Source organism: Serratia sp. JSRIV006, assembly GCF_019968685.1.
Lineage (GTDB): Bacteria > Pseudomonadota > Gammaproteobacteria > Enterobacterales > Enterobacteriaceae > Chania > Chania fonticola_B.
This window is the reverse complement of sequence record NZ_CP074137.1, coordinates 1858495-1882653: the sequence shown is the minus strand read 5'-3', so window position 1 is coordinate 1882653 and position 24159 is coordinate 1858495. Positions and strand designations below refer to the sequence as shown.

25 protein-coding genes are annotated in these 24159 nt (G+C 52.5%); 12 read left to right on the top strand and 13 right to left on the bottom strand.

Annotated elements, in window-relative coordinates; genetic code table 11:
- The 3 genes from KGP16_RS08760 (at position 1) to KGP16_RS08750 (ending at position 2889) form a co-directional block, all read left to right on the top strand.
- A complete protein-coding gene (locus KGP16_RS08760; protein ID WP_021180527.1) occupies positions 1–777 on the top strand; it encodes an HPr family phosphocarrier protein in 777 nt (258 codons plus the stop codon).
- Between the two features lie 111 nt (positions 778–888).
- Positions 889–2259, top strand: coding sequence for a GntP family transporter (locus KGP16_RS08755; RefSeq protein ID WP_059200275.1), 1371 nt, complete (start codon positions 889–891; stop codon positions 2257–2259).
- Between the two features lie 99 nt (positions 2260–2358).
- Positions 2359–2889: a GNAT family N-acetyltransferase gene (locus tag KGP16_RS08750; RefSeq protein ID WP_021805116.1), complete on the top strand. Its 531-nt coding sequence runs from the start codon at positions 2359–2361 to the stop codon at positions 2887–2889.
- Here the strand turns inward: KGP16_RS08750 and KGP16_RS08745 are convergent.
- Positions 2872–3747, bottom strand: coding sequence for a LysR family transcriptional regulator (locus tag KGP16_RS08745; RefSeq protein WP_223501164.1), 876 nt, complete (start codon positions 3745–3747; stop codon positions 2872–2874). The two genes, KGP16_RS08750 and KGP16_RS08745, sit on opposite strands and share 18 nt — an antisense overlap.
- A 94-nt stretch (positions 3748–3841) precedes the next feature.
- Between KGP16_RS08745 and KGP16_RS08740 the strand changes: the two genes are divergently transcribed.
- Positions 3842–4843, top strand: a complete 1002-nt coding sequence (locus KGP16_RS08740; protein ID WP_021180523.1) for a nitrilase family protein — start codon at positions 3842–3844, stop codon at positions 4841–4843.
- A 118-nt stretch (positions 4844–4961) separates the two neighbouring features.
- Here KGP16_RS08740 and ompX read toward each other — a convergent pair whose 3' ends face one another.
- A complete protein-coding gene (gene ompX / locus KGP16_RS08735; RefSeq protein WP_021180522.1) occupies positions 4962–5480 on the bottom strand; it encodes an outer membrane protein OmpX in 519 nt (172 codons plus the stop codon).
- A 393-nt stretch (positions 5481–5873) separates the two neighbouring features.
- Between ompX and rhtA the strand changes: the two genes are divergently transcribed.
- Together rhtA and nanQ are read left to right on the top strand one after the other, a co-directional pair.
- Positions 5874–6761 (top strand): threonine/homoserine exporter RhtA, encoded by an 888-nt coding sequence (gene rhtA / locus KGP16_RS08730; RefSeq protein ID WP_059200273.1) that lies wholly within the window; start codon positions 5874–5876, stop codon positions 6759–6761.
- Positions 6762–6894: 133 nt separating this feature from the next.
- Positions 6895–7362: an N-acetylneuraminate anomerase gene (gene nanQ / locus KGP16_RS08725; RefSeq protein ID WP_021805120.1), complete on the top strand. Its 468-nt coding sequence runs from the start codon at positions 6895–6897 to the stop codon at positions 7360–7362.
- 44 nt (positions 7363–7406) lie between these two features.
- Here nanQ and KGP16_RS08720 read toward each other — a convergent pair whose 3' ends face one another.
- The 6 genes from KGP16_RS08720 to KGP16_RS08695 form a co-directional block, all read right to left on the bottom strand.
- A complete protein-coding gene (locus KGP16_RS08720; protein WP_218519630.1) occupies positions 7407–8612 on the bottom strand; it encodes an aldose 1-epimerase family protein in 1206 nt (401 codons plus the stop codon).
- A 270-nt stretch (positions 8613–8882) separates the two neighbouring features.
- Positions 8883–9416 carry an AAA family ATPase gene (locus KGP16_RS08715; protein WP_094982948.1) on the bottom strand — a complete coding sequence of 178 codons (534 nt, stop codon included), beginning with the start codon at positions 9414–9416 and terminating at the stop codon, positions 8883–8885.
- A 66-nt stretch (positions 9417–9482) separates the two neighbouring features.
- A complete protein-coding gene (locus KGP16_RS08710; RefSeq protein WP_115159212.1) occupies positions 9483–10445 on the bottom strand; it encodes an aminoimidazole riboside kinase in 963 nt (320 codons plus the stop codon).
- 23 nt (positions 10446–10468) lie between these two features.
- Positions 10469–11836 (bottom strand): carbohydrate porin, encoded by a 1368-nt coding sequence (locus KGP16_RS08705; RefSeq protein ID WP_059200268.1) that lies wholly within the window; start codon positions 11834–11836, stop codon positions 10469–10471.
- Positions 11837–12018: 182 nt separating this feature from the next.
- Positions 12019–13452: a glycoside hydrolase family 32 protein gene (locus KGP16_RS08700; protein WP_223501162.1), complete on the bottom strand. Its 1434-nt coding sequence runs from the start codon at positions 13450–13452 to the stop codon at positions 12019–12021.
- 18 nt (positions 13453–13470) lie between these two features.
- On the bottom strand, positions 13471–14712 hold the full coding sequence (locus tag KGP16_RS08695; RefSeq protein ID WP_037375204.1) for an MFS transporter: 1242 nt from the start codon (positions 14710–14712) through the stop codon (positions 13471–13473).
- 245 nt (positions 14713–14957) lie between these two features.
- Between KGP16_RS08695 and KGP16_RS08690 the strand changes: the two genes are divergently transcribed.
- From KGP16_RS08690 to KGP16_RS08680, 3 genes are all read left to right on the top strand, one after another.
- Entirely contained in the window at positions 14958–15965 is a 1008-nt protein-coding gene (locus KGP16_RS08690; RefSeq protein ID WP_209555298.1) for a LacI family DNA-binding transcriptional regulator, read from the top strand.
- 365 nt (positions 15966–16330) lie between these two features.
- The gene (gene dps, locus KGP16_RS08685) at positions 16331–16834 is read left to right on the top strand and encodes a DNA starvation/stationary phase protection protein Dps (protein WP_021180512.1); all 504 of its coding nucleotides are present in this window, start codon (positions 16331–16333) and stop codon (positions 16832–16834) included.
- Positions 16835–16988: 154 nt separating this feature from the next.
- On the top strand, positions 16989–17213 hold the full coding sequence (locus KGP16_RS08680; RefSeq protein WP_223501161.1) for a DksA/TraR family C4-type zinc finger protein: 225 nt from the start codon (positions 16989–16991) through the stop codon (positions 17211–17213).
- An 87-nt stretch (positions 17214–17300) separates the two neighbouring features.
- Here KGP16_RS08680 and tnpA read toward each other — a convergent pair whose 3' ends face one another.
- Positions 17301–17759 carry an IS200/IS605-like element IS1541C family transposase gene (gene tnpA / locus KGP16_RS08675; protein WP_032908551.1) on the bottom strand — a complete coding sequence of 153 codons (459 nt, stop codon included), beginning with the start codon at positions 17757–17759 and terminating at the stop codon, positions 17301–17303.
- Positions 17760–18302: 543 nt separating this feature from the next.
- Here tnpA and glnH point away from each other — a divergent pair.
- From glnH to glnQ, 3 genes are all read left to right on the top strand, one after another.
- Positions 18303–19046, top strand: coding sequence for a glutamine ABC transporter substrate-binding protein GlnH (glnH, locus tag KGP16_RS08670; protein WP_021805128.1), 744 nt, complete (start codon positions 18303–18305; stop codon positions 19044–19046).
- Positions 19047–19159: 113 nt separating this feature from the next.
- A complete protein-coding gene (glnP, locus tag KGP16_RS08665) occupies positions 19160–19819 on the top strand; it encodes a glutamine ABC transporter permease GlnP (RefSeq protein ID WP_021805129.1) in 660 nt (219 codons plus the stop codon).
- Positions 19816–20538, top strand: a complete 723-nt coding sequence (glnQ, locus tag KGP16_RS08660; protein WP_021180508.1) for a glutamine ABC transporter ATP-binding protein GlnQ — start codon at positions 19816–19818, stop codon at positions 20536–20538. Before glnP ends, glnQ begins: the two co-directional genes overlap by 4 nt.
- Positions 20539–20572: 34 nt before the next feature.
- On the opposite strand, the gene KGP16_RS08655 is transcribed toward glnQ, so the two are convergent.
- The 4 genes from KGP16_RS08655 to rlmF all read right to left on the bottom strand — a co-directional run bounded on the left by KGP16_RS08655 (position 20573) and on the right by rlmF (position 24081).
- Positions 20573–20803 (bottom strand): hypothetical protein, encoded by a 231-nt coding sequence (locus tag KGP16_RS08655; protein WP_021805130.1) that lies wholly within the window; start codon positions 20801–20803, stop codon positions 20573–20575.
- On the bottom strand, positions 20778–21311 hold the full coding sequence (locus KGP16_RS08650; RefSeq protein WP_094982952.1) for a hypothetical protein: 534 nt from the start codon (positions 21309–21311) through the stop codon (positions 20778–20780). Before KGP16_RS08650 ends, KGP16_RS08655 begins: the two co-directional genes overlap by 26 nt.
- 216 nt (positions 21312–21527) lie before the next feature.
- Positions 21528–22832, bottom strand: a complete 1305-nt coding sequence (locus KGP16_RS08645; RefSeq protein ID WP_223501160.1) for a PAS domain-containing methyl-accepting chemotaxis protein — start codon at positions 22830–22832, stop codon at positions 21528–21530.
- Between the two features lie 283 nt (positions 22833–23115).
- Complete coding sequence (rlmF, locus tag KGP16_RS08640) at positions 23116–24081, bottom strand: 23S rRNA (adenine(1618)-N(6))-methyltransferase RlmF (RefSeq protein WP_223501159.1); 966 nt, start codon at positions 24079–24081, stop codon at positions 23116–23118.
- Positions 24082–24159: the final 78 nt, after the last annotated feature.

Sequence of the window (24159 nt, the reverse complement as noted above, 5' to 3'; positions counted from 1 at the left end):
ATGCCAAAATTTGCTGCCAATTTATCAATGATGTTTACCGAGCACTCGTTTCTGGATCGTTTTGATGCCGCTGCGGCGGCCGGATTTAAAGCGGTAGAGTTCCTGTTCCCTTATGATTACCCTGCCGATCTACTGGCGGATAAACTGCAACAAAATGGTCTACAGCAGGTGTTGTTCAATACCGCGCCGGGCGATGTGGGCGCAGGCGAATGGGGGCTGGCGGCATTGCCAGGCCGCGAGCAGGATGCCCGTGCGGATATCGATCGCGCTCTGGAATATGCCATCGCCCTCAAGTGCCCTAGCGTTCACGTGATGGCTGGCGTAGTGCCGCCAGGGGAAGATATTGCCCGCTATCGGGAAACCTTTATCAGCAATATCCGTTACGCCGCCGACGCCTTTGCCCCTCACGGCATCAAGGTGTTGATCGAAGCGCTCAGCCCACCGATCAAGCCCAACTACCTGTTCTCTAGCCAGCATCAGGCGGCAGAGCTGGTGGCCGCCATCGATCGCCCGAACGTGTTTATTCAGTTCGACTTCTTCCACGCGCAGCTGGTGGACGGCAATATCGGCAATCTGATCGCCTCATTGGCCGGGCGCTATGCCCATATCCAGATCGCCTCGGTGCCAGACCGTAATGAACCCGATGACGGTGAGCTGAATTATCCTTGGCTATTCGCCCAGTTGGATAAGGTGGGCTACCAAGGCTGGATCGGTTGTGAATATAAACCTCGTGGAGAAACGACGGCGGGTCTGGGTTGGGTGAAACCTTACCTGTAATCAAGAACTCGTAGCGCCAACACCAGTTCCAATAACATAAAAAATAAACGCACCCGTATCGCCCCAGGGCGATCGCGGTGCCGGACTCTTACCTGAATTAAAGGCTATGCTATGTCTCCAACTATGCTACTGATCATTGCCGTACTGGGTGTCGTACTGCTGCTATTGATGGTCATCAAGGCGAAGGTTCAGCCGTTTGTCGCCCTGCTGGTCGTTAGTCTACTGGTCGCGCTTGCCAGCGGGATCCCAACCGGTGAAGTCATGAAAGTGATGACCGCCGGGATGGGCGGTGTACTCGGCTCGGTGACCATTATCATCGGCCTGGGTGCCATGCTGGGTAGAATGATCGAACATTCGGGCGGCGCAGAATCCCTGGCGCAGCGTTTCAGCAAAGCGCTGGGGCCAAAGCGCACCATTGCCGCGCTAACCAGTGCCGCATTCGTCCTGGGCATTCCGGTGTTTTTCGACGTCGGCTTTATCATCCTGGCCCCGATCATCTATGGCTTTGCCAAAGTGGCTAAAGTCTCACCGTTGAAGTTTGGCTTGCCAATGGCCGGTGTGATGCTGACGGTCCACGTTGCTCTGCCACCACATCCAGGCCCGGTCGCGGCGGCGGGGCTGTTGAATGCCGATATCGGTTGGCTGACCATTATCGGCCTGGTCATCTGTATCCCGGTGGGCGTTATCGGTTACTTCGCGGCAAAATATCTCAACCGTAAAGCCTACCCCCTCTCCATTGAGGTGTTGGAACAGCTACAGCTGGCAGCCCCTGAGCCAGCACCAGAGGGCAAAGCCCCACTCAGCGATCGGATCAATCCGCCGAGCGCCGGGTTGATTACCGCGCTGATCGTTATTCCTATCGCCATCATTATGCTGGGCACCGTTTCTGCCACCATGCTGCCACCAGGTTCAGCGCTGCGTGATGCCTTGTCATTAATCGGCTCACCGGGCGTAGCGTTAATGATCGCCCTGGTGTTGGCGTTCTATCTGCTGGCTATCCGTCGCGGCTGGAGCCTGCAACACACCAGCGATGTGATGGGAGGCGCGTTACCGACAGCGGCAGTAGTCATCATGGTTACCGGTGCGGGCGGAGTGTTTGGCAAGGTGCTAGTCGAGTCTGGCGTGGGTAAAGCGCTGGCAGATGTGCTGACCACCATTGGCCTGCCGTTAATCCCGGCTGCATTTATCATCTCGCTGGCACTGCGTGCCTCGCAGGGGTCGGCTACCGTCGCCATTCTGACGACCGGCGGGTTGCTGTCCGAAGCGGTTATCGGGCTTAACCCGATGCAGCTAGTGTTGGTCACGCTCGCCACCTGCTTTGGCGGTCTGGGGTTATCCCACGTTAACGACTCCGGCTTCTGGATTGTCACCAAATACCTTGGCCTGTCAGTGGCCGATGGCCTGAAAACCTGGACGGTATTAACCACCCTGCTCGGTTTAAGTGGCTTCGTCTTTACCTGGCTGCTGTGGCTGGTAGTGTAACTTCCCGGTATTGCTAGAGCCAAAGCAGTTCGGCTACAGTGGTGAGTATCTTGAGGCGTTGCTCCGGCAGCGCCTTTTCTCTTGTTCAGGAAGCGAGCCATGACCATTCACACCGTTGCCCCCACCTTGATCACCGAACGTCTGATCCTGGATGCCCACCGGCTGGAAGATTTTGACGATTTAGCCGCCATGTGGGCCGATCCTGCGGTGGTGCGCTATATCGGCAGTACGCCACGCGACAAGGAGGACAGCTGGGGCCGCCTGTTACGCTATATCGGCCACTGGAAATTGCTGGGTTACGGCTACTGGGCGGTGCGGGAGAAAAACAGCGGCAGGTATATTGGCGGCATTGGCTTCGCCGATTTTCACCGAGATATTCAACCCGCACTCGATGTCCCCGAAATGGGCTGGACGCTGATCACGGCTGCACACGGTAAAGGCTATGCTACCGAAGCCTTGAACGCCGCGCTGGTCTGGGCCAAAGAGAATTTCTCACAGGACAAAGTCGTTTGTATCATCTCGCCGGATAACCGCCCTTCGCTTGGCCTGGCGAAAAAAGTCGGCTTTGTGGCAAGCCACCGCAGCGAATACCACCAACTGCCAACGGTGGTGTTATACCGACCGCTCTGAGTCCAAGATATCCTGGATAAAATTATCCCGTAGCGCATCAGGCCGCTGCGGGTTCCACGCCAGCCCAACCTGCCACTGCGTCTGCTCGCCGCTCAACGGCAGAATGTCGACCCCAGCCGGGGCAATAAACGCAATGCTATGTGGCAACAGCGCCACGCCTATCCCCGCCGCCACCAGCGCCAGCAAGGTTTGGATGTCCTCTGCCTGCTGCACCACGTTTGCCCGCAGCCCCTGAGCGGCAATAAAACGCAGCGCTTGCTCACTCAACCCTCGGCCACGCGAAGGTTCCAACTGCAACAGAGGCAAACGGTGGAAATCCGCCAACAGGTTCTCCTCCTGCAACGCCATCGTTCGCGGTGCGGCCAGCACCAGCCGATCGCTCAGCAAAGGCAGTGCCTGCAGAGGAGCAACAACGGGCAAACGCACAAAGCCAGCCTGTAGATCGCCACTTAGCAACAATTGGTATTGCCGTTCCGAAGGAAGATCCTCCAGGCCCACCACCACCGTAGGAAAGCGCTGGCGAAAAGCTGCCACCCGTTGCGGGGCCAGATGAAAACTGGAAAGCCCAAAGCCTAAGGCCAGACGCCCGGTTTCCCCCTTCACTACCTGCAACGCATAAAGATGAAACTGCTGGTAATGGGTCAATAATTCCCGCGCTCTGGGGAGGAGAGCTGTACCGTTGGCAGTCAGTTGTGCACCTTGCCGGCCCCGTTCAAACAGGCGGGTGCCCAACTGCAGTTCGATGGCTTGAATTTGCTTGCTCAACGCGGGCTGGGTGATGCAGAGCCGCTCAGCAGCCAGGTGATAGCGCCCCAGTTCGGCCAAGGCAACAAAGGCACGTAGTTGACGATTATCCATTCCATTAGGTTATCAAAAGAGGATTTTAATTGATTATACAGTAATCGATACGGCTGCTGTAATTAACAGACAAAAAACCCCACAGGAGCTTGCTATGACCACGACCCTTCGTGCTGCGTCGGTACAATTTCAACACCGCGCCAACGACAAGAACTACAATCTCGGCGTTATGGAAGACTTTATCGCCCAGGCCGCCGCCGATAACGTGCAGGTCCTCGCCTTCCCGGAAATGTGCATTACCGGCTACTGGCACGTACGCCATCTGGCCGACAGCGAAATCACCGCTTTAGCTGAACCTATCGCCACCAGTCCTTCGTTGGCGCGCATCCGCCCACTGGCAGAACGGTACCAGATGGCCATCGGCGTTGGATTGATTGAGCAGGGTGAAGACGGCCAGCTGTACAACGCTTATGCGGTTTGCCTGCCGGATGGCCAAACCCATGTGCACCGCAAGCTCCATCCTTTTGAACACCCGCTAATCGCTAAAGGCGATAGTTATACCGTGTTTGACACCCCTTGGGGGGTACGCATGGGGATCCTGATCTGCTGGGACAACAACCTGGTGGAGAACGCCCGTGCCACCACGTTGCTGGGTGCCGATATTCTGTTCGCGCCTCACCAAACCGGGGGGACAAATTCACGCAGCCCGCACGGAATGAAGCCGATACCGCTGGCTCTATGGCAGCAACGTAAAGAAAATCCGACGGCTATCGAAGAGGCTTTTCGCGGCGAAACTGGCCGCGGTTGGCTACTGCGCTGGCTACCTTCTCGCGCCCATGATAATGGCCTGTTTATTTTGTTCAGCAACGGCGTAGGGCGAGACGATGATGAAGTGCGTACCGGCAATGCGATGCTGCTGGACCCTTATGGCCGTATCCTGTCAGAGACCTGGGCGGCGCAGGACGCCATGGTCACCGCCGATCTGGATCTGAGCTTAATCCCCATGAGCAGCGGGCGGCGTTGGATCCACGGCCGTCGGCCAGAGCTCTATGGGCTGCTGACCGAGCCGCAGGGATATGAGCGCGATCCCCGTACGGCGCGTTTTTCATTGCAACCGACCACGGTATTGGGCAAGCCAAATAAATCGATGGATTAACACGTTTGTCTGCAGTTTCAATCTGTTACTGGCAAAAAAAATCCGCCCCTAAGAGGCGGATTTTCATTGAGCATGGCCAGCAAGGCCACGCGCTCATGCCCGAAAGCATGGGGAAATCTTAGAAGCGGTAACCTACGCCCACGTTCCAGGTGCCAACGTCAACGCTGCGGATACGGCTCTGCTCGTAACCCACGTCCAGAGCAACCTGTTGCATTGGGTTGAACTGCAGACCAGCACCGTAGGTGAAGCCGTAGTCGCTGGTGTTGTTGTTGTCAGTACCGTTTTGAGCGTTGGAAGTGAATTTACCATAGCCCACACCGATCACACCGTAGATGCTCGCCCAATCGTTGAAACGATAAGCCGGGCCGGCAGTGATGGAGTTGTATTGTGCTTTGTTGTAGAAGCCGTCTTCAGAACCGTTCTTTTCCAGATGGGTGAAAGAACCGATCACACCCAGTGGGCTGTTGTCGTACTCGTAACGGTACTTCAGGTTGAAACCGTCGGCCTTGTTGGCAACGCCTTGGAGATCGCCCTGGGCATAGCCAGCGGACACGGTGCTCTCACCAGCAAATGCGGTACCTGCTGTTACGGCCAATACACAAGCTGCTACTGCGGAAAGACATGCAATTTTTTTCATAACCACCTCAAACGCGTTTTATTATTAAAGTGCTTCAATTTCTCATACATTGAAAATATAGCAAAAATTAGCGTGAAACTCTGCCTTTAAATGAGTGTCTAAATCTTTGTATCGTGTAACAGAAGATTTCAAGAACACTATAGCATGCTAATTTCCCTACATTTTTCGCGAATTATACTCCTTTTTGTGACGCGAATCACCTATCTGAGTTCCAGAATACTCTTAAAAAAAGCGCACTTATTGCTTGCTTGAACCAAGTTGGCGCATATTTTTGACAGATTCAACTCGGCCCCCCGTTTTTCGCCAACACCTTGCTGCCAATTCCTTTACACTGTGCAACACCTGTACTCAATACCTTCCCAGACGTTGGGGAGCTCCATAAGGCCAGAAAGGATGTCTTCGTCTGTAACCACTAAAGCGTCTTCCACGCTGGTGCCCGTGTGTTTACTGATCATTGCAATGATCTCGATCCAGAGCGGGGCTTCATTAGCCAAAAGCCTGTTCCCGCTGGTGGGTGCCGAAGGCATCACCACCCTACGCCTGAGCATCGGTACGCTGATCCTGTTTATCATTTTCCGTCCGTGGCGCATGCGTTTCGCCGCCGGTAGCCGGTTGCCATTGCTGATCTATGGTCTGTCACTGGGAGCGATGAACTACCTGTTTTATCTTTCATTACGCACGGTGCCACTGGGCATTGCGGTGGCGCTGGAGTTTACCGGTCCGCTGGCGGTGGCAATGTTCTCTTCCCGCCGCCCGATCGATTTTATCTGGGTGGCGCTGGCGATTGCCGGATTGTGGTTTCTGCTGCCGCTTGGCCACGATATGGGCAGTATCGATCCCGTGGGGGCAGCCTGTGCGTTGGGTGCCGGTGCCTGCTGGGCGATATACATTATTTTCGGCCAGAAGGCCGGGGGAGATCACGGACCGGGCACCGTAGCCGTGGGGTCATTGATCGCCGCCATCGTATTCTGCCCGATCGGTGCCTGGCAAACCGGCAGTGCGCTGTTGAACGTGGATATTCTACCGGTAGCGTTGGCCGTCGCGGTGCTGTCTACCGCGTTGCCTTACTCGTTGGAAATTATCGCGTTACCCAAGATCCCCGCCCGTACCTTTGGCACCCTGATGAGTCTGGAACCGGCAATGGCCGCCCTTTCCGGCATGATCTTCCTCAACGAACACCTAAACCAAACGCAATGGTTGGCATTGGCCGCCATCATTACCGCCTCGATGGGGGCCACGCTAACCATCAAACCCAAGCCAAAAGTTGAAAGCCTCTCGTGAGCCCGCTGGCGCCTGGCAGCAAGCCTCCGGCGCCTCGCTCAAAAGGTTGTATGATTGCAAGCCAGTTAACTTTTTTCCTGAACAATAATAGACATACTCTCAGCAAGTCTTTTATTTATTAGGGAGCATCAGGATGATCTATGGCAGTTTGTACAACCCCCGCTTCGGGCGTGGTCTCTCACCCGCTTTAGCCAATATCCTCAATACCGTACGTCAGTATGATTTGCCTAACCTGCCGTTGGGCCGGCACGAGATCGATGGTGATCGGGTGTTTATGAACGTGATGGAGCTAATGACGGAGCCAGCAGAAAGCAAACGCGCCGAGCTTCACCAGGAGTATCTGGATATCCAGATCCTGATCGGCGGCGAAGAGCGGATCGATTTTGGCCTGCCAGACAGTTGGGAAAGCAACGATCCTTACGATGAAAGCAAAGATCTGCAATGGCTGGATATCAAACGCGGCGCGCAAACCCTGAATCTTACGCCGGGCATGTACGTGATCTTTTTCCCATTGGAGCCACACAAGCCCGGATGCCAGATAGCTGGATCAAAAAACATCAAGAAAGTGGTGGTGAAAGTCCACTACGAACTGCTGCTTTGACGCCAAAGAGCCGGTCGCTTGACCGGCTTCCCCCTCACCAGACGCTATTCCACCGCAATTGGAGTATCGACCAGTTTAACGGCACGGTCACCTTGCAGCGTTTTTATCTTGTTTTGGTACTCTTTTACTTGTTCAGCATTTTTCAGCAAAGTGTAAGTCAGCTCGAAATCGGTACTCTTTCCGGGCTGTAACTGTTTGATTCGCCCCTGCTCACGTTCGATTTTTACCGGGTACGCATAGCTGGTCCCTGGCTCGATCCCGGTAACATAGCCCTGACGTTCAGTATCCGTGTTTTTCCACAACGTCAAAACCGGTAACTGGCGGGTATCAAAACCAATTGCCACTCCCCGATCCCCTTTCTTGTTGTTCATCATCGCCAGGGTTTTTCCTTGCGGATCACTGTAAGGCACGATGTTGAACACCATCTCATCGAAGCCTTTGGTAGGCCCCTGGTAAGTATGCCAGTCTTTCAAACCGCCCTTGGCATAATCATTAAACGGCGAAATCTCCTTGATTGCCGCACTGAACACGGCTCCCTCTTCCAGCAGCGGCTTACCGAAGTTACTGTGATAAATAATCTGATAGTCACGCGGATAATCAGCATGATTGGTTAGACGATCGTGAACCGTAAACTGCTGCGTGCCGGGAACGTAACGCAGCTCAGTCCAGGTTTCCAGATTACTTTTCTTAAAGGTATTCTCTTTCAGCAGGCCGCGGATACGGATTTCATACGGCGCTTTTTCAGCAATATCCACCACCACCTTGGAAGCCGGAGTATTTCCTGCACGGCCATGTAACGTATACAGTGTGCCGTTCTCTACGCCCGGATGCCCGGTCCATTCGTAGCCGCAGCGCACCATCATTTCGTTAAAGCCGTCAAGCCAACCCAGCCCGTTGCGACTCTCTAGGTTGATATAAGCCGGATTGACCACTTCGGTCACCGGCGAATCCCACCCCAGCCTTACGCCGGAACCGTTGACATGCAGAATATCCATACCGCGCGTTGGGCTAAGAGTGATGGTCAACCCCTCACTCGTCAGGGTAAGGACTTTCGATCCCTCTTGCTTGCCACCGTGCAAGACTTGCTGTTGCAGGCTGAAACGCGGTGCGGGAATTTTCAGCTGTGAGCTGTCAATCCGCCAATTGCCAAGTTCAATACCGTTCTCACTGTCGGTCAATACGATAGTTTGAGCACCGGCATAGCCAGAAATCAAGGAGATAGCGAGCGAAAGTACAGTAAGCTTGTTCATTTATTGTTCCTTCCTGGTTAGCTGAATGGTTTTAGCAAAACCATCACAAACTAAGTTCTTAGCCCATTTTAAAATGCGATGAGGGTCACTTTTTCTACAATGAGCATGGAAAAAACAAAATTTGCGTGACTTATAGCGGGAAAAATTATGAATACTGAATCATATCTAACAAATTAATCAGATAAAGATCATGTTTATAGCTGAAGCAAGTTCAGCTTAGACAGAGTTCCATACCTAGTGAACATAAAAAGCTGAATCGAATAAAGCTCCCTAGCAGAGGCTAGCCAGAAAAGCCGCGGTTTCCGCCGGAGAGCGCAGTTGGATAAAACGAATATGGCGATTGGCGGCATCCTGCTGCTCTGCCAGATACTTTATACGATTCTTGCGGTAGGTTTTGAGGGTCCACAGGATGATCGACTCACGGCTAAAGAAAGACCGGCGAAAGCTCTCGCAATTGCCAGTATCGGGCCATAGCTCAGTCTGGTGCCAAGCCCGCACCGCTGCGCGGCGAACCGCCTGCCACAGCGTGCGACAGAGTCCGTAGTCAACCCAGACAACCCAATCAACGTCCCGCCATTTCACGGCTTTGGTCCGGGTATAGTTGCCATCCAACACCCACCCCGCAGGGGCTGATACCAACGCCTGTTCGACCAGATGCAAAAACTCGTCATCCGAGGCACCTTGCCAGTTTGGCCGCCAGTAAAGCTTATCCATCTCGATATAAGGTACGGCCAGCTTTTGCGCCAATTGGCGGGCAACGGTGCTTTTACCGCTGCCGCTGGTGCCCACCACGTTAATTTTCATGCTTTCCGACGATATCCATTTTAACTGACTTATAGACATCTTATATTACAATAGGTCTGCTGCATTTCACTCAAGAAGGTTTATAGAATTAACCTTAAATGTCAGTCTATGCTCAGATCCAATAAAACGTTTAACCCCCTCCGCATCGGGTAATGCTGATAAAGCTCCTTTTTGTGTCGTCGCCAGCGCGCCACAGGCGCTGGCTTGCGTCAGGGCTAATTTTAATTGTTCAAAATCAAGCAAACCATTTCCAAGAGAGATATTTGCCAATAGCCCAGCGATAAAGGCATCTCCTGCCCCCGTCGTATCTAAACTGTTCACCTTGTACGAGTCTACGTGTATGACCAAGTCTTGCCATAAGACAATAGCCCCTTGGATACCACAGGTGACAATTTTGAGGCTAGAAGGAAATCTCTTTAGTATTTCCAACGCTTTTTCATCATGAGTAGTACCGGTTATCCAGTATAATTCTTCTTCTGAAAGTTTTAAAATATCGGACTGATTAGCAAATTGCGTTACCGTTGCCAGCATCTCCTGTGGGTTTTCCCACATTGTCTCCCGCAGGTTGACATCAAAGCTCAACATGCCACCGCGTTGCTTTATTAAGCTCATCGCCTTGACCAAGGTCTCCCGGCTCTGCTTGGCAACCAGAGCCAACGAACAAAAGTGCAATATATCATCCTCAAAATCGGGTAGATTTTTAGAGGATAAAAACTGGTCGGCAGAAGGATTTACCAGAAATGTAAAACTGCGATCGCCATCATCCCCCAGCGCTACCAGCACGGTACTGGTATGATAGTGCTCATCAAATTGTATATACTGCGTTGCGACTCCCTCTGAATAGAGAGTTTGCTGGAGAAAGTGGCCAAATGGGTCATCACCGACTCTGCCAATAAAACCACAATCACATCCCAAACGAGCTGCCCCCACAGCAACATTTAACGGCGCACCACCAGCACAAGCTTTATATTGCCTATCTGGCTGAGGTAATAAGTCGATTACCGCATCACCAATTGTCCACAGTTTCATAGTGTTTCCTTAACCACCCAATTTTAGAATAAATATTTGAAGCGCACCCTCATGCCATAGCGCATATCGGTGTCACCTGGATTTATCGTCGAAGCATCCAGCCAGGAAGCATAAGCCCCTAGGTAGGTATTAAAGTTTGGCATATCCATGATATTCGGCAGTTGCCAGGAAGTATGAATGGTGTGGATATCGTAGTTTCCTGGTGCCAGGATCGCGCAATCGCTGTCACAGTCAGCATTCACACTGTTCATATTGAAACGGTCGATTTTGTTATGCGCGTAGATATAGCCCAGCTCAACGCGATGCCATAGCGCATTGATACCGGCGCTGAAGTTCTTTTCATCCGTCGCATCAAGATATGCGGTGCTCAGGTTCACCACCGCCCCGTTCTGCGTATCGGTTTTCAGCGTATTCCAGCTCATGGTCATACCGTAGCCGGTACGCCTGGACTGGTCGACCCAAAGGCCCTGCTGATTCTGATAGCCGTAGGCATTATTAACGAGGTTGCTCTCCAGCGCTGCAGCCACCGACCACTCGCCGGATTGCCACGCGGCAACAGGGCGCACGTAAACCACGTTTTTACGGCTATCCAGCGCGTTGCCGTGATAGTTCTGGTCGACAAACAGCGAACTGCCGTCCTCCACCAGCGTATTCACTTCAAAATACCAGTTATCAAGTGTTTTACTGAGCAGGAAGTTGCCGCCGCTGCTGCTGCGCCCGCGCCCCTCTTTCATCATGTAAATGTAACCGTAGCCGTCGGAATACAGGTCATTGGCCGTATTACCAGAATATTCAATAAAGGTATCCTGATTAAGCGGAAACATATCAAAGGCCTCAAAACGACCCATTTTAATCTTCCAGTCATCTTGCTGGCCGAAGAAAAATGCCGCATCATCAAGATTCATTTTGCCATTCATATCCGCCAGCGGCTGTACGCTGAAACCGGCATATTTCCCATTCGATCCTTTACGTAATCCATCAAAGCCAAGCAATATACGCCCGTTAATATCCCAGCGTTCTTTATCGCCCGGCGCCCAGTTTTTATTAGCGCTGGTTTTCAACGAGGTCAGGCTGCCGGTACGGCTAGCGCCATCCATATTAAACTCAACGTCACCATAGAATTTTAATTCGCCATAGTCATTAAGCCGTAATGCCGGTTCGGTCGGCGTCGCGCTGGCCACCGTTACCGGTTTGTCCTGCCGTTTCAGCGCACGAATCTCCGTCTCCGCACGGACGGCCCGCTGCTCGGTCTCTTTCAGTCGCTGTTCCAAGTGCGCCAATCGCTCCTCGATAGATAGAGGTGCTTGAGCGTTCGCGCAAGCGCTTGCTAAAAACGTGAGCAAACATCCGACCCGGACTTTTTTTACCTGTAAACCATCATTATTTTTCATCGTTAATCCATTATTATTTAATTTATATTTATGGGTGAAACTCGATGATGAAGACAATAATTATCCACCCGCTATGACAAACGGGTTGTTAACACATTTAAATCTATGCTTTAAATCGTTCGGGATGCGGTACCCGCATGCGCAATACTTTATTTACCACATCCCTTGCATATAAAAATAGATTATTCGAGCTGCCAGGCCCCTGCCTCGGATAGGGAGGCCGAACCGCTCCAGGAAAATAACATTAGTTCACGGCGTGCAGCATCCGGGTAAATACGACTACTAAGGCACGCCTCACCATCATTAACAAAAACTTCCACGGAGGAGCTATCAAAAAACAACCGCAGTTTCAGCGATGCTCCGGCTGTCAACGGTACGCTTCGTACCCCGCAAAGGCCATACTGCGGATAACGGCGCTCCAGAACCAGACGCTGCATCTGCGCATCAACATAAACGCGCAGCCCCTCGCCGAAGCTGATGCCATACTGTTCTGCGCTGCTGTTAGCACAATCCCAGTTTAGGATCACCTCCATCGCTTCGCAGTTTTCTACCATCGTGGTCTGCTGATTTTTCAACGTACTCACTGGCCATGGGAACCATGCGCCGCGCAGACCTTCTACCTCTTTGGCCGGACGCATTTGCAGACGGTTATCTGCGCCGAGGCTCAGTTCTCGCGGAAGAGAGAGCATTCCCGCCCAGCCATCTTGCTGTTCGGGCAACGGCGATTCCCACATATCCAGCCAGCCGATAACGATGCGGCGGCCATCGGGAGTCAGGAAGCTTTGCGGTGCATAAAAATCGTGGCCGTGGTCGAGTTCAATAAACTCGCTTTTGCGAACAAACGGCTGCCCCGGCTGCCATTCACCGAGCAGATAGCCGCTCTGGAACAGATTACGGTTGTTGAAACCTTCAGCCGCCATCCCCTGAGGAGAAAACATCAGGATGCGTTTATCCCCGAGGGTGAAGAAATCTGGGCACTCCCACATATAGCCCATCTCTTTTTCCGCCTCATCAAGGACACCTGCATCATGCCACTGATGCAGGTCCTCCGAACGGTACAGGCGCACCTGGCCGGTCTCGCCATCGCGAGCACCGACTATCATGTACCAGCTATCCCCTTCACGCCACACCTTCGGATCGCGGAAATGGTGCAGACCCGGCGGAGTATCTACCACGATCCCCTGACGCTCAAAACAGACCCCGTCGCGGCTAGTCGCAAGACACTGCACCTGATAAAGGTTAGCCTCATCGCTGGTGTCGCCATGGAATTTATGCCCGGTATAAATCAACGCCAGAGTATCGCCATCAACAACCGCCGAGCCAGAGAAGCAGCCGTCTTTATCTTCCGGGCCTTCCGGAGCCAACGCGACCGGCAGGTGCTCCCAATGAACCAGATCTTTACTGCGCGCATGGCCCCAGTGCATCGGCCCCCACTGCGTGGAATACGGATGATGCTGGTAAAAAGCGTGATACCAACCGTCAAACCAGACCAGACCGTTAGGATCGTTAATCCAGCCCGCGCGCGCGGCAAGGTGGTAGCGCGGATACCAACGCAAGTTCAGCGTTTCACGTTTAGCCTGCAGTTCCTGTTCAGCCTTGGATATTGAATACGTCATAGTCTTTACTCTTTTCAATCATATAGCGGAAGGTTGCGACATCAGAGGATCTGAAGATAACTTACTGGAGCGCAACAGGAAGATGGAGATAAAGGTGGTGCAGAACACCAGTAGTCCCATAATCAGATAGGACTGGGCAAAGCCGTATTTTTCGTAGCTATAGCCTGCCAGCGGCGACAGTACCGAGGCGATAACCGAGCTGGTGCAGGCGAACCCCACCAAATAGAGAGTGGCAGACAGGCGTTTGTCGAAATTCAAACTGTTGTATTTAAAGATAGCGACCAGCAGAATCGGCAGTTCTACCGCGTGCAACAGTTTAGTGATGGAAATCAGCAGCGGCCCTTCTACCAGCCCGGAGGCAACCATACGCAACGCCATCACCATCCCGGCGAAAATCAGGCCATTTTTCGCACCGATGCGGTTAACCAACCACGGGGCGCAGAACATCCCGGCGGCTTCGAGGAATACCTGGAACGAGTTGAGGTAACCGTACATGGCGTTGCCTTCCTGCAACGTGGCGAATTGTGAAGAGAAGTAAACCGGGAACTGCTGATCGTAAACGCCGTAAATACAGGTACCGATGACGAAAAACACCAGCGCCCAGAAGCGGGGTAGCGTCAGCAGACGCAGCACGTCATCCAGCTTCACTTTGCCACCGGACACCGCCTCCTGCATCGCGTGCGGTGCAGAAGACACCCGCAACCGCGCAAGCAGGATAAAGAACACCAGTCCGGCACAGCTGGAGACTGCGAAGTTTAGTTTCGGGTTGATGTTAAACAGAAGTCCTGCGAAGAAGGTCGCTACCGCCCAGCCCAGCGATCCCCACATCCGCGCCTTACCGAATTCGAACTGGCTCTGGCGCGCCACGCGTTCGGTATACGATTCCAGCACGCCGATACCGCCGTTAAAGGTTATGCCGATATAAATCCCACCGAAGAGACTTCCGAGCAATATATTGATTTGTAACAGATAACTAAACAATAAATAGGCTGGTCCGGAAAGGATTAACAACCCGGTAAGGGTCCAGAGCAGGTTTTTACGCAGGCCGAGTTTATCCTGGATAAAGCCGTAGCAGATTTGCGCCAATAGCGCGGAGACGGACAACACCGCGTAGATAATACCGGTATCCCCCGCTTTCAGCCCCACTTCCTGGTGCAACCAGATCGAGAGCAAAGAGCCAGTTGAGGACCAGGACACGAAAAAGAAAAACAGTAATGCACTGAGTAGTGGGTAGCTATGAGAGTGATGCGCTTTCATTATGGCATTCTCGTATTGGAATAATGCTCGCATGGTAACGTTAACAAGTAAAAAACCGCTTGTCGTTTTGCTGAGATTCATGATGTTAATCACAAAAGTTAACGTTAACATCAAAAAAATGAGATCATGATCAAAAATCACTCGCTACGGTTCTTTTAATTTCTACGACAGAATAGCCGCTGAACCTTTTACATCAGCAACGTCGTCGTATAGCCTGTTGCCTGAAGGTAATGACGGGAGTAATAGATATGGCTTCTCTTAAGGATGTGGCGAAACTGGCCAATGTGTCGCTCATGACGGTTTCGCGCGCGCTCAATAGCCCAGAAAGGCTAAAGCCTGAGACCCTGGCACGCGTGCAGGTCGCCATCAAGGAGACCAATTACGTTCCGGACCTGTCAGCGAAAAAAATACGCGGCGCCCATGCCACGCCGAATACTATCGGGGTGCTGGCCCTCGATACTGTGACCACGCCATTCTCGGTGGAAATCACTCTGTCTATCGAAGAGACCGCCCGGGCGTATGGCTGGAACAGTTTCGTGGTAAATATGTTCTCTGACGATAACCCAGATACCATTGTCGACCTTCTGCTTTCACACCGGCCAGACGGCATCATCTACACCACCATGGGGCTACGTCAGGTGCCGCTGCCGACCAAACTACTCACCCTCCCGTGCGTGCTGGCCAACTGTGAAAGTTTGCACGATCCCGTAGCCAGCTATATTCCGGACGACGAACAAGGCCAGTTTGAGGCGGTGCAGGCTCTGCTCGCAGCAGGTAATCGTCAACCACTCTGCCTGCATCTGCCACAACACCATCTTGCCACCTTGCGCCGCCGTCAGGGATTGGAGCGCGCCTGCCGGCAAGCAGGTATCAACCCTGACACTCTCATGCATGTCTATATGGAGCATGGCGATGAGCACTACCTTGATATCCCGGCCATTGTGCTAGCACATATCAAACAGGGTAATCCGATGTTCGACTCGGTCATTTGCGGCAACGATCGTATCGCCTTTATGGTCTATCAGACGCTACTGGCGCAGGGCCTGCGCATCCCGCAAGATGTGTCGGTCGTGGGTTACGACAATATGGTTGGCATTGGCGAGCTATTCTTACCGCCGCTCTCGACGGTACAACTGCCGCATTACGAAATAGGTCGCCATGCTGCGCTGCATATTATCCAGGGCAAGACGCAGACCGATACGGTCAAAATACCCGCGCCCTTACTCAACAGAGACTCGATCCATTGCAACCTGTGATGGTACAAAAAAGAGTTACGGCGAACACCCTGAGGATAATTGGCTATCAATATGAATTAATGGGAAAATAATCCCTATTTCGACGTTCAGAAACACCCTGCAATAATTGCGCATTGAAATATCCCTTCAATCGGTGTCTATTATTAGTGGGGGATCTCAACCGTTACCCTCTAAAAGCTTAAAAAACGTTTATTATCAATATCTCACGAATCGCCAAATATGTCATACGCCTTTCTGATGAAAATATCCAGCAGTTATCACCTATTTATTTAATCGCCCTTTTCGTCCTGCAAAATAAATTTAAGCTGCTATAATTTCTCCCGTAACAAAATAGGATTACACCCATCAAGAAGAGGATATCTATTATGAGTACCGCTAAACTGGTGAAAACGAAATCTTCTGACCTGTTGTACACACGCAATGATGTGGATGAGAAAACCAAGCAGGCCGCCATCAAGGCGCTGAACCATCAGGTTGTGCAGTTTATCGATCTGTCGTTGATCACCAAGCAGGCGCATTGGAACATGCGTGGTGCCAATTTTATTGCCGTGCATGAAATGCTCGACGGCTTCCGCACCGCCATCACCGACCATCAGGATACTTTTGCAGAACGTGTCGTACAACTCGGTGGCGTTGCGCTGGGTACGGTACAGGTGGTAAATGACAAAACCCCGCTGAAAAGCTACCCGACCAATATTCACAGCGTGCAAGATCACCTGAAAGCGCTGGCCGATCGTTATGCAGCCGTCGCCAACGACATCCGCCAAGCCATCACGGAAGTTCCGGATGAAGACACCGCAGACATGTTCACCGCCGCATCGCGCGATCTGGACAAATTCCTGTGGTTTATCGAATCCAACATCGAATAAAACCAGCCATCCTGGCGCGAAACAACAGGTTGTGGGCCTTGCCCCAGCCTGTTTTTTTATCTGCAAGCCGAGTTGTATAAAAAACAGGCTGGATTACACTGGTTATGATCTAATCAGGATTGCAAGCATTCACAGGTTCAATAGTGAGGTGGGCATGGCAGGCGGATGGACAGCGGACGGCGCGGTGCAGGATCAAATCGACTCAACGGTAGATGATGCCGTACAACGTGCTCGCCAGGCGCTCGGCCACGGCGAAAGCGAACACTATTGCCAGGAATGTGGCACAGAGATCCCCGAAGCCCGACGTCTGGCGCTGCAAGGGGTGCGCTACTGCGTTAACTGCCAGGCGGAAATGGATAATAAATATCCTCCGGCATAGCCGGAGGTTTTTCATATGCGCCTATAAGGCTCTCTTGCCAGCCGCGCCCTAACAGGCGCATTGCGATCTGACATTTGCATTTATGGGTTACTTACGGCCCGTAAACGGGCTACCTGGATACGGGATCGACAACTGCTCACCCATCTTATCCTCTTCCAACTGGTGCTTTATGTATTCTTGTATCCTGGCTGTGTTTTTCCCCACCGTATCAACGTAATACCCTCGGCACCAGAACTCCCTGTTACGGTATTTGAACTTCAAATCGCCAAACTGCTCATAAAGCATCAGGCTGCTCTTTCCCTTCAAGTATCCCATAAAGCCCGATACACTCATTTTGGGCGGGATTTCCAGAAGCATATGGATGTGATCCACACAGCATTCTGCTTCCAGAATATTCACGTTTTTCCATTCGCACAGCTTTCTTAAGATACTCCCTATCGCTTTGCGCTTTTCCCCGTAGAACACCTTTCTTCGGTACTTCGGCGCAAAAACTATGTGATATTTACAGTTCCATCGCGTGTGCGCTAAGCTCTTTTCGTCCCCCATAGGGACCCCCTTTTGATTTCTTGTTGAACGTTTGCAGTTGCCAGACCGCAAACTGTTTTAACAAATCAAAAGGGGTTTTTATAACTGGCTCAAAGCTGAAAGCTTTACGGAACCTCCAGCCTAGCTGGAGGTTTTCTGTGTACAAAAAACAGGCTGCCAGCAGCCTGTTCAATCGCCGGGGCAGCAAAGACAGCCAGCTGCGTTAACCCTACTTCCCTTCAAAACACGCCTGTTTGCACCAAATGACATCGGACTATGGCTATAAAGTTAGAGTTAGTTATCATTATTGATCGATAATTGTTAATTATCGGTTGTTTCCCGGCTATTGTTTAGTTGATGATAGCTCAATTGCACCACCAAGGCCTCACTGCACCATTTTGGTGCCCGAAAGTGGTGCGTAAAAATTATAATTGGCTATCCAAACCCAACATCATAGCGCAACCCCTTGTTTTTATAATGATTGCAAACTTGGCACGATTCTTCCATAGCACAAAATGCAACATAAAAAATGGGTAATCCGCAACCTGTACAGGAATTCCTCTCATGAAGTCTATTTTTAAAGTTTCCCTGGCCGCACTTTCCCTGGCCTTTGCCGTTAGCTCTCACGCAGCAGACAAGCTGGTTGTCGCCACGGACACCGCTTTCGTGCCGTTTGAATTCAAACAAGGTGACCAATACGTCGGTTTCGATATCGACTTGTGGGCGGCGATTGCCAAAGAGCTGAAGCTGGATTACACCCTGAAGCCAATGGACTTTAGCGGCATCATTCCTGCGCTGCAGACCAAGAACGTCGATCTGGCGCTGGCCGGTATCACCATTACCGACGAACGCAAAAAAGCGATCGACTTCTCCGATGGCTACTACAAAAGCGGCCTGTTGGTGATGGTCAACGCTAACAATGACAGCGTGAAAGGCATCCAGGATCTGGACGGCAAAGTGGTGGCAGTGAAGAGCGGCACCGGCTCGGTGGATTACGCCAAGCAGCACATCAAAACCAAAGATCTGCGTCAGTTCCCGAACATCGACAACGCCTATATGGAACTGGGCACCAAGCGTGCTGACGCCGTGCTGCACGATACGCCAAACATCCTGTACTTCATCAAGACCGCGGGGGCTGGCAAGTTCAAAACCGTTGGCGACTCCCTGGAAGCCCAGCAGTACGGCATCGCCTTCCCGAAAGGCAGCGACGAGCTGCGTGAAAAGGTGAACGCCGCACTGAAAACGCTGCGCGACAACGGGACTTACAACGAAATCTACAAAAAATGGTTTGGTACCGAACCTAAGTAACTGATGAAGTTAATAAGCCAGTAAGTTATTAATTGAGCACAGGGGAGGTGTACCCGCCCCCTGTGCTTTGTTGTTATTGATCCCCTTGCTTGGGATCACCGGGAGATAACATTATGCAATTCGACTGGAGCGCCATTTGGCCCGCCATCCCAATTTTGTTAGAAGGCGCCAAGATGACCCTGTGGATTTCGGTCCTCGGTCTGATTGGCGGCCTGATCATCGGCCTGGTTGCCGGTTTCGCCCGCACCTATGGCGGCTGGATCGCCAACCATGTGGCACTGGTATTCATTGAAGTGATCCGCGGTACGCCGATTGTGGTACAGGTGATGTTTATCTACTTCGCCCTGCCCATGGCCTTTAGCGATTTCCGCATCGATCCTTTCACCGCCGCCGTGGTCACCATCATGATCAACTCGGGCGCCTACATTGCGGAAATTACCCGTGGCGCGGTATTGTCGATCCACAGCGGTTTCCGAGAGGCCGGCCTGGCGCTGGGGCTGTCACGCCGCGAGACCATCCGCTATGTGATCATGCCGCTGGCACTGCGCCGCATGCTGCCGCCACTGGGTAACCAGTGGATCATCAGCATCAAGGATACTTCGCTGTTCATCGTGATCGGTGTAGCGGAACTGACCCGTCAGGGGCAGGAAATTATTGCCGGTAACTTCCGCGCGCTGGAAATCTGGAGCGCCGTTGCGGTGGTGTACCTGATTATTACCCTGATGCTTAGCTTCGTGCTGCGTCGTCTGGAAAGAAGGATGAAAATCCTGTGATTGAATTTAGAAACGTCTCCAAGCACTTTGGCCCGACCCAGGTGCTGCACAATATCGATCTGCATATCAAACAGGGTGAAGTGGTGGTGATCATCGGGCCTTCTGGCTCTGGTAAATCAACCCTGCTGCGCTGCATCAACAAGCTGGAAGAGATCACCAGCGGTGAACTGGTGGTCGACGGCCTGAGGGTGAACGATCCGAAGGTGGACGACCGCCTGATCCGCCAGGAAGCCGGTATGGTGTTCCAACAGTTCTACCTGTTCCCGCACCTGACGGCGCTGGAAAACGTGGCCTTTGGCCCAATCCGCGTACGCGGTTTGAAAAAGGCCGATGCCGAAAAGCTGGCACACACGCTGTTAGCCAAGGTTGGGTTGGCCGAGCGTTCTCACCACTACCCTTCCGAGCTTTCGGGTGGGCAGCAACAACGTGTAGCTATTGCCCGGGCGTTGGCGGTGAAGCCTAAAATGATGCTGTTCGATGAGCCAACCTCGGCGCTCGATCCAGAATTGCGTCACGAAGTGCTGAAGGTCATGCAGGATCTGGCCGAAGAAGGCATGACGATGGTGATCGTGACTCACGAAGTCGGCTTCGCTGAAAAGGTGGCCTCACGCCTGATCTTTATCGACAAAGGCCGGATTGCCGAAGATGGCAACCCTCATGACCTGATCAACAACCCGCCAAGCCCACGCCTGCGCGAGTTCTTGCAGCACGTTTCCTGAAGCGATAATAATAAGCCCCGCAAGGGGCTTTTTATTATGCTATTGGGTATTTAGTTTTCTTTGGTCTGGCTCCAAAGATTGACGGGCGAATTACCTTCATGCCGGCGCCAAACACATAGCGGCCATTAATGAACTTCACCTCACCAGTCTCCAGCTTATCTTTCAAACCCTGAGCCGCTGCCGCTTGGAGACGCATGCCCATCTCAAAGGAGAGAGATTCTGCCGAGATAGTGTGCGGTTTAGTAACTTTGAGTAGTAACGACATAACCTCTTCCTCCTGTTGCAACGTCGCTAAAAGCTTCCCATCCCTGTAACCTGCCGAATAACCGACTTTTGGGTTTACCAGCAAGGCCAAGAAGCCCATTATAAATGTCAGCCAGATCGGTTTGCCTCAGATATTGGGGATCGTTGGCTGCAGAGAAGACATAAGTTCCTGCGTGACAAAGAGTATAATGGTCATAAATTATACTTGCAACGTTGAGTAGGACTTTGCCGCCTAGCAAACCCGTATGCTGCACATGTTGAAAACCCTTAAAGTCCATAATGGTAGGTTCAATTTCGTCGAATACCACTGCCCATACCCCGTTGCTTGAAAAGCGAAAGTTCGGATAAACAGAAAGAATATCGATACCCTTGCTATTCAGATCATGCATCGTAAGAATTTCTTCAAATCCAACGGCATAGGGAACACCACCCACATCAAATAAGCGGTAAACCATCCCGGTGCCAAACGGGTCGCTAAAAGGCGACTGCCACCGAACTCCTTGATTCATAGATCCTCTCCCTGAGCGCGAATAGATGACATATTCAAGCAAATCAAGCCACCAGGCACCACCAAATAGCAATGCCTAGTCGTACTCAGATAGGGATCTGTGGAGCGGTATCGCACACTGGCACTTCACATATTGACGAGTGTATTTCCTCAACTATAAGTTTAGGATTTAAAAAGTCGCCCCTATAACAACGTCCATCACCGCAAGTTCAAAACCTCAGTGGATCACATCGCTCTGTTTGACCGAGGTAAACGCCTGCATCAGCTTGACCACGTCCTGCATACCCACATTGACCTGATTGATTACCTCCCCGGCATCCTTGGCTAGCGCCACGCCCCCTCCCGCCTGTTCCACGCAGGTCACCATCTTGTTGATTGCCGCCGTTACCCCTTGCTGAATGGTTTTGGTGACTTGCTCAATCTCGCTGGCCGCTTTACGGGACTGTTCGGCCAAGGTACGCACCTCATTAGCCACTACGGAGAAACCGCGCCCATGCTCGCCCGCATGCGCCGCTTCGATCGAGGCGTTAATCGCCAGTAGATTGGTCTGGGCGGCAATTTTGCGGATCGCCTCAACCATATTGCCAATCTGTTGCGAACAGCGCCCCAAGTCGCTGACTACGTCCGAAGTCTGCCGTGCGGCCATCTCCACCTGCTGCATCCCCTGCACCGCCTGCTGCACAATGATCGCCCCTTGGGCAGCGGTTTTATCGGTCCCCATGGAGAGATGATGGACATTTCGCACCATTTCCTCTTCATGCTGCTGTTGGAAAGTCTGGCGGGTAATGTCCTGGGCGATTTTCACCACCTTTAATACCCGCCCTTCATTGTCGATGATTGGGTTATAGCTGGCCTCCAGCCATACCCGCTCTCCACACCGGTTGAGGCGTTCGAAACGCCCGGTCAAAAACTCCCCCTGGGCCAACCGTTGCCAGTGCTGATGATACTCGTCAGAGTCGGCGAACTCTGGCGTACAAAGTATGCTGTGCGCCTGGCCGCGTGCTTCTTCCAGCCGATAGCCCATCAGATCGAGCATATTGTCGTTGGCATCCAGGATAATGCCGGTTGGCGAGAAGGTGATCATCGCCATTGAGCGATTCAACGCCGCTAACAGACTCTGATGCTCCTGAGCCTGAGTAATACGGCGGGTCACCTCGCTGGCAATCTTGATGATCTCCACCACCTCACCGTGCTTATTTAACACCGGGGTATAGGTTCCCTGCAGCCAGACTACTTCACCATCCTTGCGAATACGCCTGATATTATCGGTAATAGCTTCGCCGCTATTTAACTTTTGCCAATGCCGCTGATAGGCCGGGCTGGCGACATAGCGTTGATCGCAGAAAATACGATGATGCTGACCAATCACTTCCTGGCGCTCAAACCCCATCGTTTGCAAGAACAGATCGTTGGCACGTATTACGGTGCCGTCGGGTTTAAATACGATCATCGCTACCGCGTCTTCAATGGCTGCCAATTCAGCATGCCACGGGCTATTTGACTGACGGAGGTTTAAAAACATCGGGTAAATCCTTCTGGCAGATGGAGTTAACGGCAAGCACTCTCTATTTTTCTGCATTTCTTGCTCGCCTGTAAGCGCGCTATCGCCCTGAACATTGCGCACGACAATGCTCCAGATTAACTGGATAAAAACGGTTATTAAGCTATGTAATGATTGTTTTTTTAACTAATGAACAGCGTGGGAATTTATTAACAGTATTGAGGATAACGCAAGCCAGACGGAATGAAAGGAACGACAGAATAAATAATCGTTGCCGGCTCGATCGCCGGCAACGGTCGGGCAATTACTGCCAGCGTTCTGCCGCCCAGGCGGCTTGCTGCTCGGCATCAAGGAAGGTCCAGGCCACAAAGCGGCTAATCTTCTGCCCCTGTGCCATTTCGATGGTGCGCACCTCAGCGGCCCCGGCCTGCTTGAGCGCATAATAAATGGCAGGCAGCGTGGTGTTTTTCGAGATCAGCGAGGTGAACCACAGGCAGTTCTTCGCTTTGCCGACGCTCTCTTCAACCATCTTGCGAACAAAGGCCTCTTCGCCTCCTTCGCACCACAGCTCATTGTTCTTGCCACCGAAGTTCTGCACCGGCTTTTCTGCCACCGCCCCTTTGCCCAACTTATGCAACTTGAGGCGGGTACTGGCGCGCGCTTCCTGCTCGGAACCGTGGAACGGCGGGTTACACAAGGTAGCATCGAAGCGCTCGGCAACGCCGATAATGCCGTTGAAGATACAGTCCTGCTGTTTCTGCTGGCGTAGGCGCACGGTGTTTTTTAACGTCGGGTTCATGGCCACGATCATCTTGGCAGCCCCCAGCGAGACCGGATCGGTCTCCGAGCCGGTAAAGCGCCAGGCATATTCGCGCTGTCCGATGATTGGGTAAATACAGTTGGCCCCCACGCCGATATCCAGGATCGCCACGCCTTTGCCACGAGGGATCTCGCCGCCGTTGCTGGTCGCCAGCAGATCGGCCAGGTGATGCAGATAATCGGCACGCCCCGGGATCGGCGGGCAGAGATAGTCGGCCGGGATATCCCAATGTTCGATGCCATAAAAGTGCATCAGCAAGGCGCGGTTGAGCATTTTCACCGCGGCAGGATCGGCGAAATCCACCGAGATATCGCCCCAGGCGTTGGGCTTCACAAAGGGTTCCAACCCCGGACAGGTGGCGATCAGGGTAGGGAAATCATAGCGTGAGCGATGGCGATTGCGCGGATGCAGGCCGCTTTTCTGCTGCGGGAAACTTTTCTTTTTTTCCACCGTGACGGGCTCTCTGAAAGGGTTTTCTGGCGCGTAAGATAGCATAAAGCCCGGCGAGGCGCTTGCCGCTGAGGTGAA

What these genes read in the sequence shown, in the direction of transcription:
- KGP16_RS08760 (WP_021180527.1), top strand. Translation starts at nt 1, where the DNA reads ATGCCAAAATTTGCTGCCAATTTATCAATGATGTTTACCGAGCACTCG.
- KGP16_RS08755 (WP_059200275.1), top strand. Translation starts at nt 889, where the DNA reads ATGTCTCCAACTATGCTACTGATCATTGCCGTACTGGGTGTCGTACTG.
- KGP16_RS08750 (WP_021805116.1), top strand. Translation starts at nt 2,359, where the DNA reads ATGACCATTCACACCGTTGCCCCCACCTTGATCACCGAACGTCTGATC.
- KGP16_RS08745 (WP_223501164.1), bottom strand. Translation starts at nt 3,747, where the DNA reads ATGGATAATCGTCAACTACGTGCCTTTGTTGCCTTGGCCGAACTGGGG.
- KGP16_RS08740 (WP_021180523.1), top strand. Translation starts at nt 3,842, where the DNA reads ATGACCACGACCCTTCGTGCTGCGTCGGTACAATTTCAACACCGCGCC.
- ompX (WP_021180522.1), bottom strand. Translation starts at nt 5,480, where the DNA reads ATGAAAAAAATTGCATGTCTTTCCGCAGTAGCAGCTTGTGTATTGGCC.
- rhtA (WP_059200273.1), top strand. Translation starts at nt 5,874, where the DNA reads ATGTCTTCGTCTGTAACCACTAAAGCGTCTTCCACGCTGGTGCCCGTG.
- nanQ (WP_021805120.1), top strand. Translation starts at nt 6,895, where the DNA reads ATGATCTATGGCAGTTTGTACAACCCCCGCTTCGGGCGTGGTCTCTCA.
- KGP16_RS08720 (WP_218519630.1), bottom strand. Translation starts at nt 8,612, where the DNA reads ATGAACAAGCTTACTGTACTTTCGCTCGCTATCTCCTTGATTTCTGGC.
- KGP16_RS08715 (WP_094982948.1), bottom strand. Translation starts at nt 9,416, where the DNA reads ATGAAAATTAACGTGGTGGGCACCAGCGGCAGCGGTAAAAGCACCGTT.
- KGP16_RS08710 (WP_115159212.1), bottom strand. Translation starts at nt 10,445, where the DNA reads ATGAAACTGTGGACAATTGGTGATGCGGTAATCGACTTATTACCTCAG.
- KGP16_RS08705 (WP_059200268.1), bottom strand. Translation starts at nt 11,836, where the DNA reads ATGAAAAATAATGATGGTTTACAGGTAAAAAAAGTCCGGGTCGGATGT.
- KGP16_RS08700 (WP_223501162.1), bottom strand. Translation starts at nt 13,452, where the DNA reads ATGACGTATTCAATATCCAAGGCTGAACAGGAACTGCAGGCTAAACGT.
- KGP16_RS08690 (WP_209555298.1), top strand. Translation starts at nt 14,958, where the DNA reads ATGGCTTCTCTTAAGGATGTGGCGAAACTGGCCAATGTGTCGCTCATG.
- dps (WP_021180512.1), top strand. Translation starts at nt 16,331, where the DNA reads ATGAGTACCGCTAAACTGGTGAAAACGAAATCTTCTGACCTGTTGTAC.
- KGP16_RS08680 (WP_223501161.1), top strand. Translation starts at nt 16,989, where the DNA reads ATGGCAGGCGGATGGACAGCGGACGGCGCGGTGCAGGATCAAATCGAC.
- tnpA (WP_032908551.1), bottom strand. Translation starts at nt 17,759, where the DNA reads ATGGGGGACGAAAAGAGCTTAGCGCACACGCGATGGAACTGTAAATAT.
- glnH (WP_021805128.1), top strand. Translation starts at nt 18,303, where the DNA reads ATGAAGTCTATTTTTAAAGTTTCCCTGGCCGCACTTTCCCTGGCCTTT.
- glnP (WP_021805129.1), top strand. Translation starts at nt 19,160, where the DNA reads ATGCAATTCGACTGGAGCGCCATTTGGCCCGCCATCCCAATTTTGTTA.
- KGP16_RS08655 (WP_021805130.1), bottom strand. Translation starts at nt 20,803, where the DNA reads ATGTCGTTACTACTCAAAGTTACTAAACCGCACACTATCTCGGCAGAA.
- KGP16_RS08650 (WP_094982952.1), bottom strand. Translation starts at nt 21,311, where the DNA reads ATGAATCAAGGAGTTCGGTGGCAGTCGCCTTTTAGCGACCCGTTTGGC.
- KGP16_RS08645 (WP_223501160.1), bottom strand. Translation starts at nt 22,832, where the DNA reads ATGTTTTTAAACCTCCGTCAGTCAAATAGCCCGTGGCATGCTGAATTG.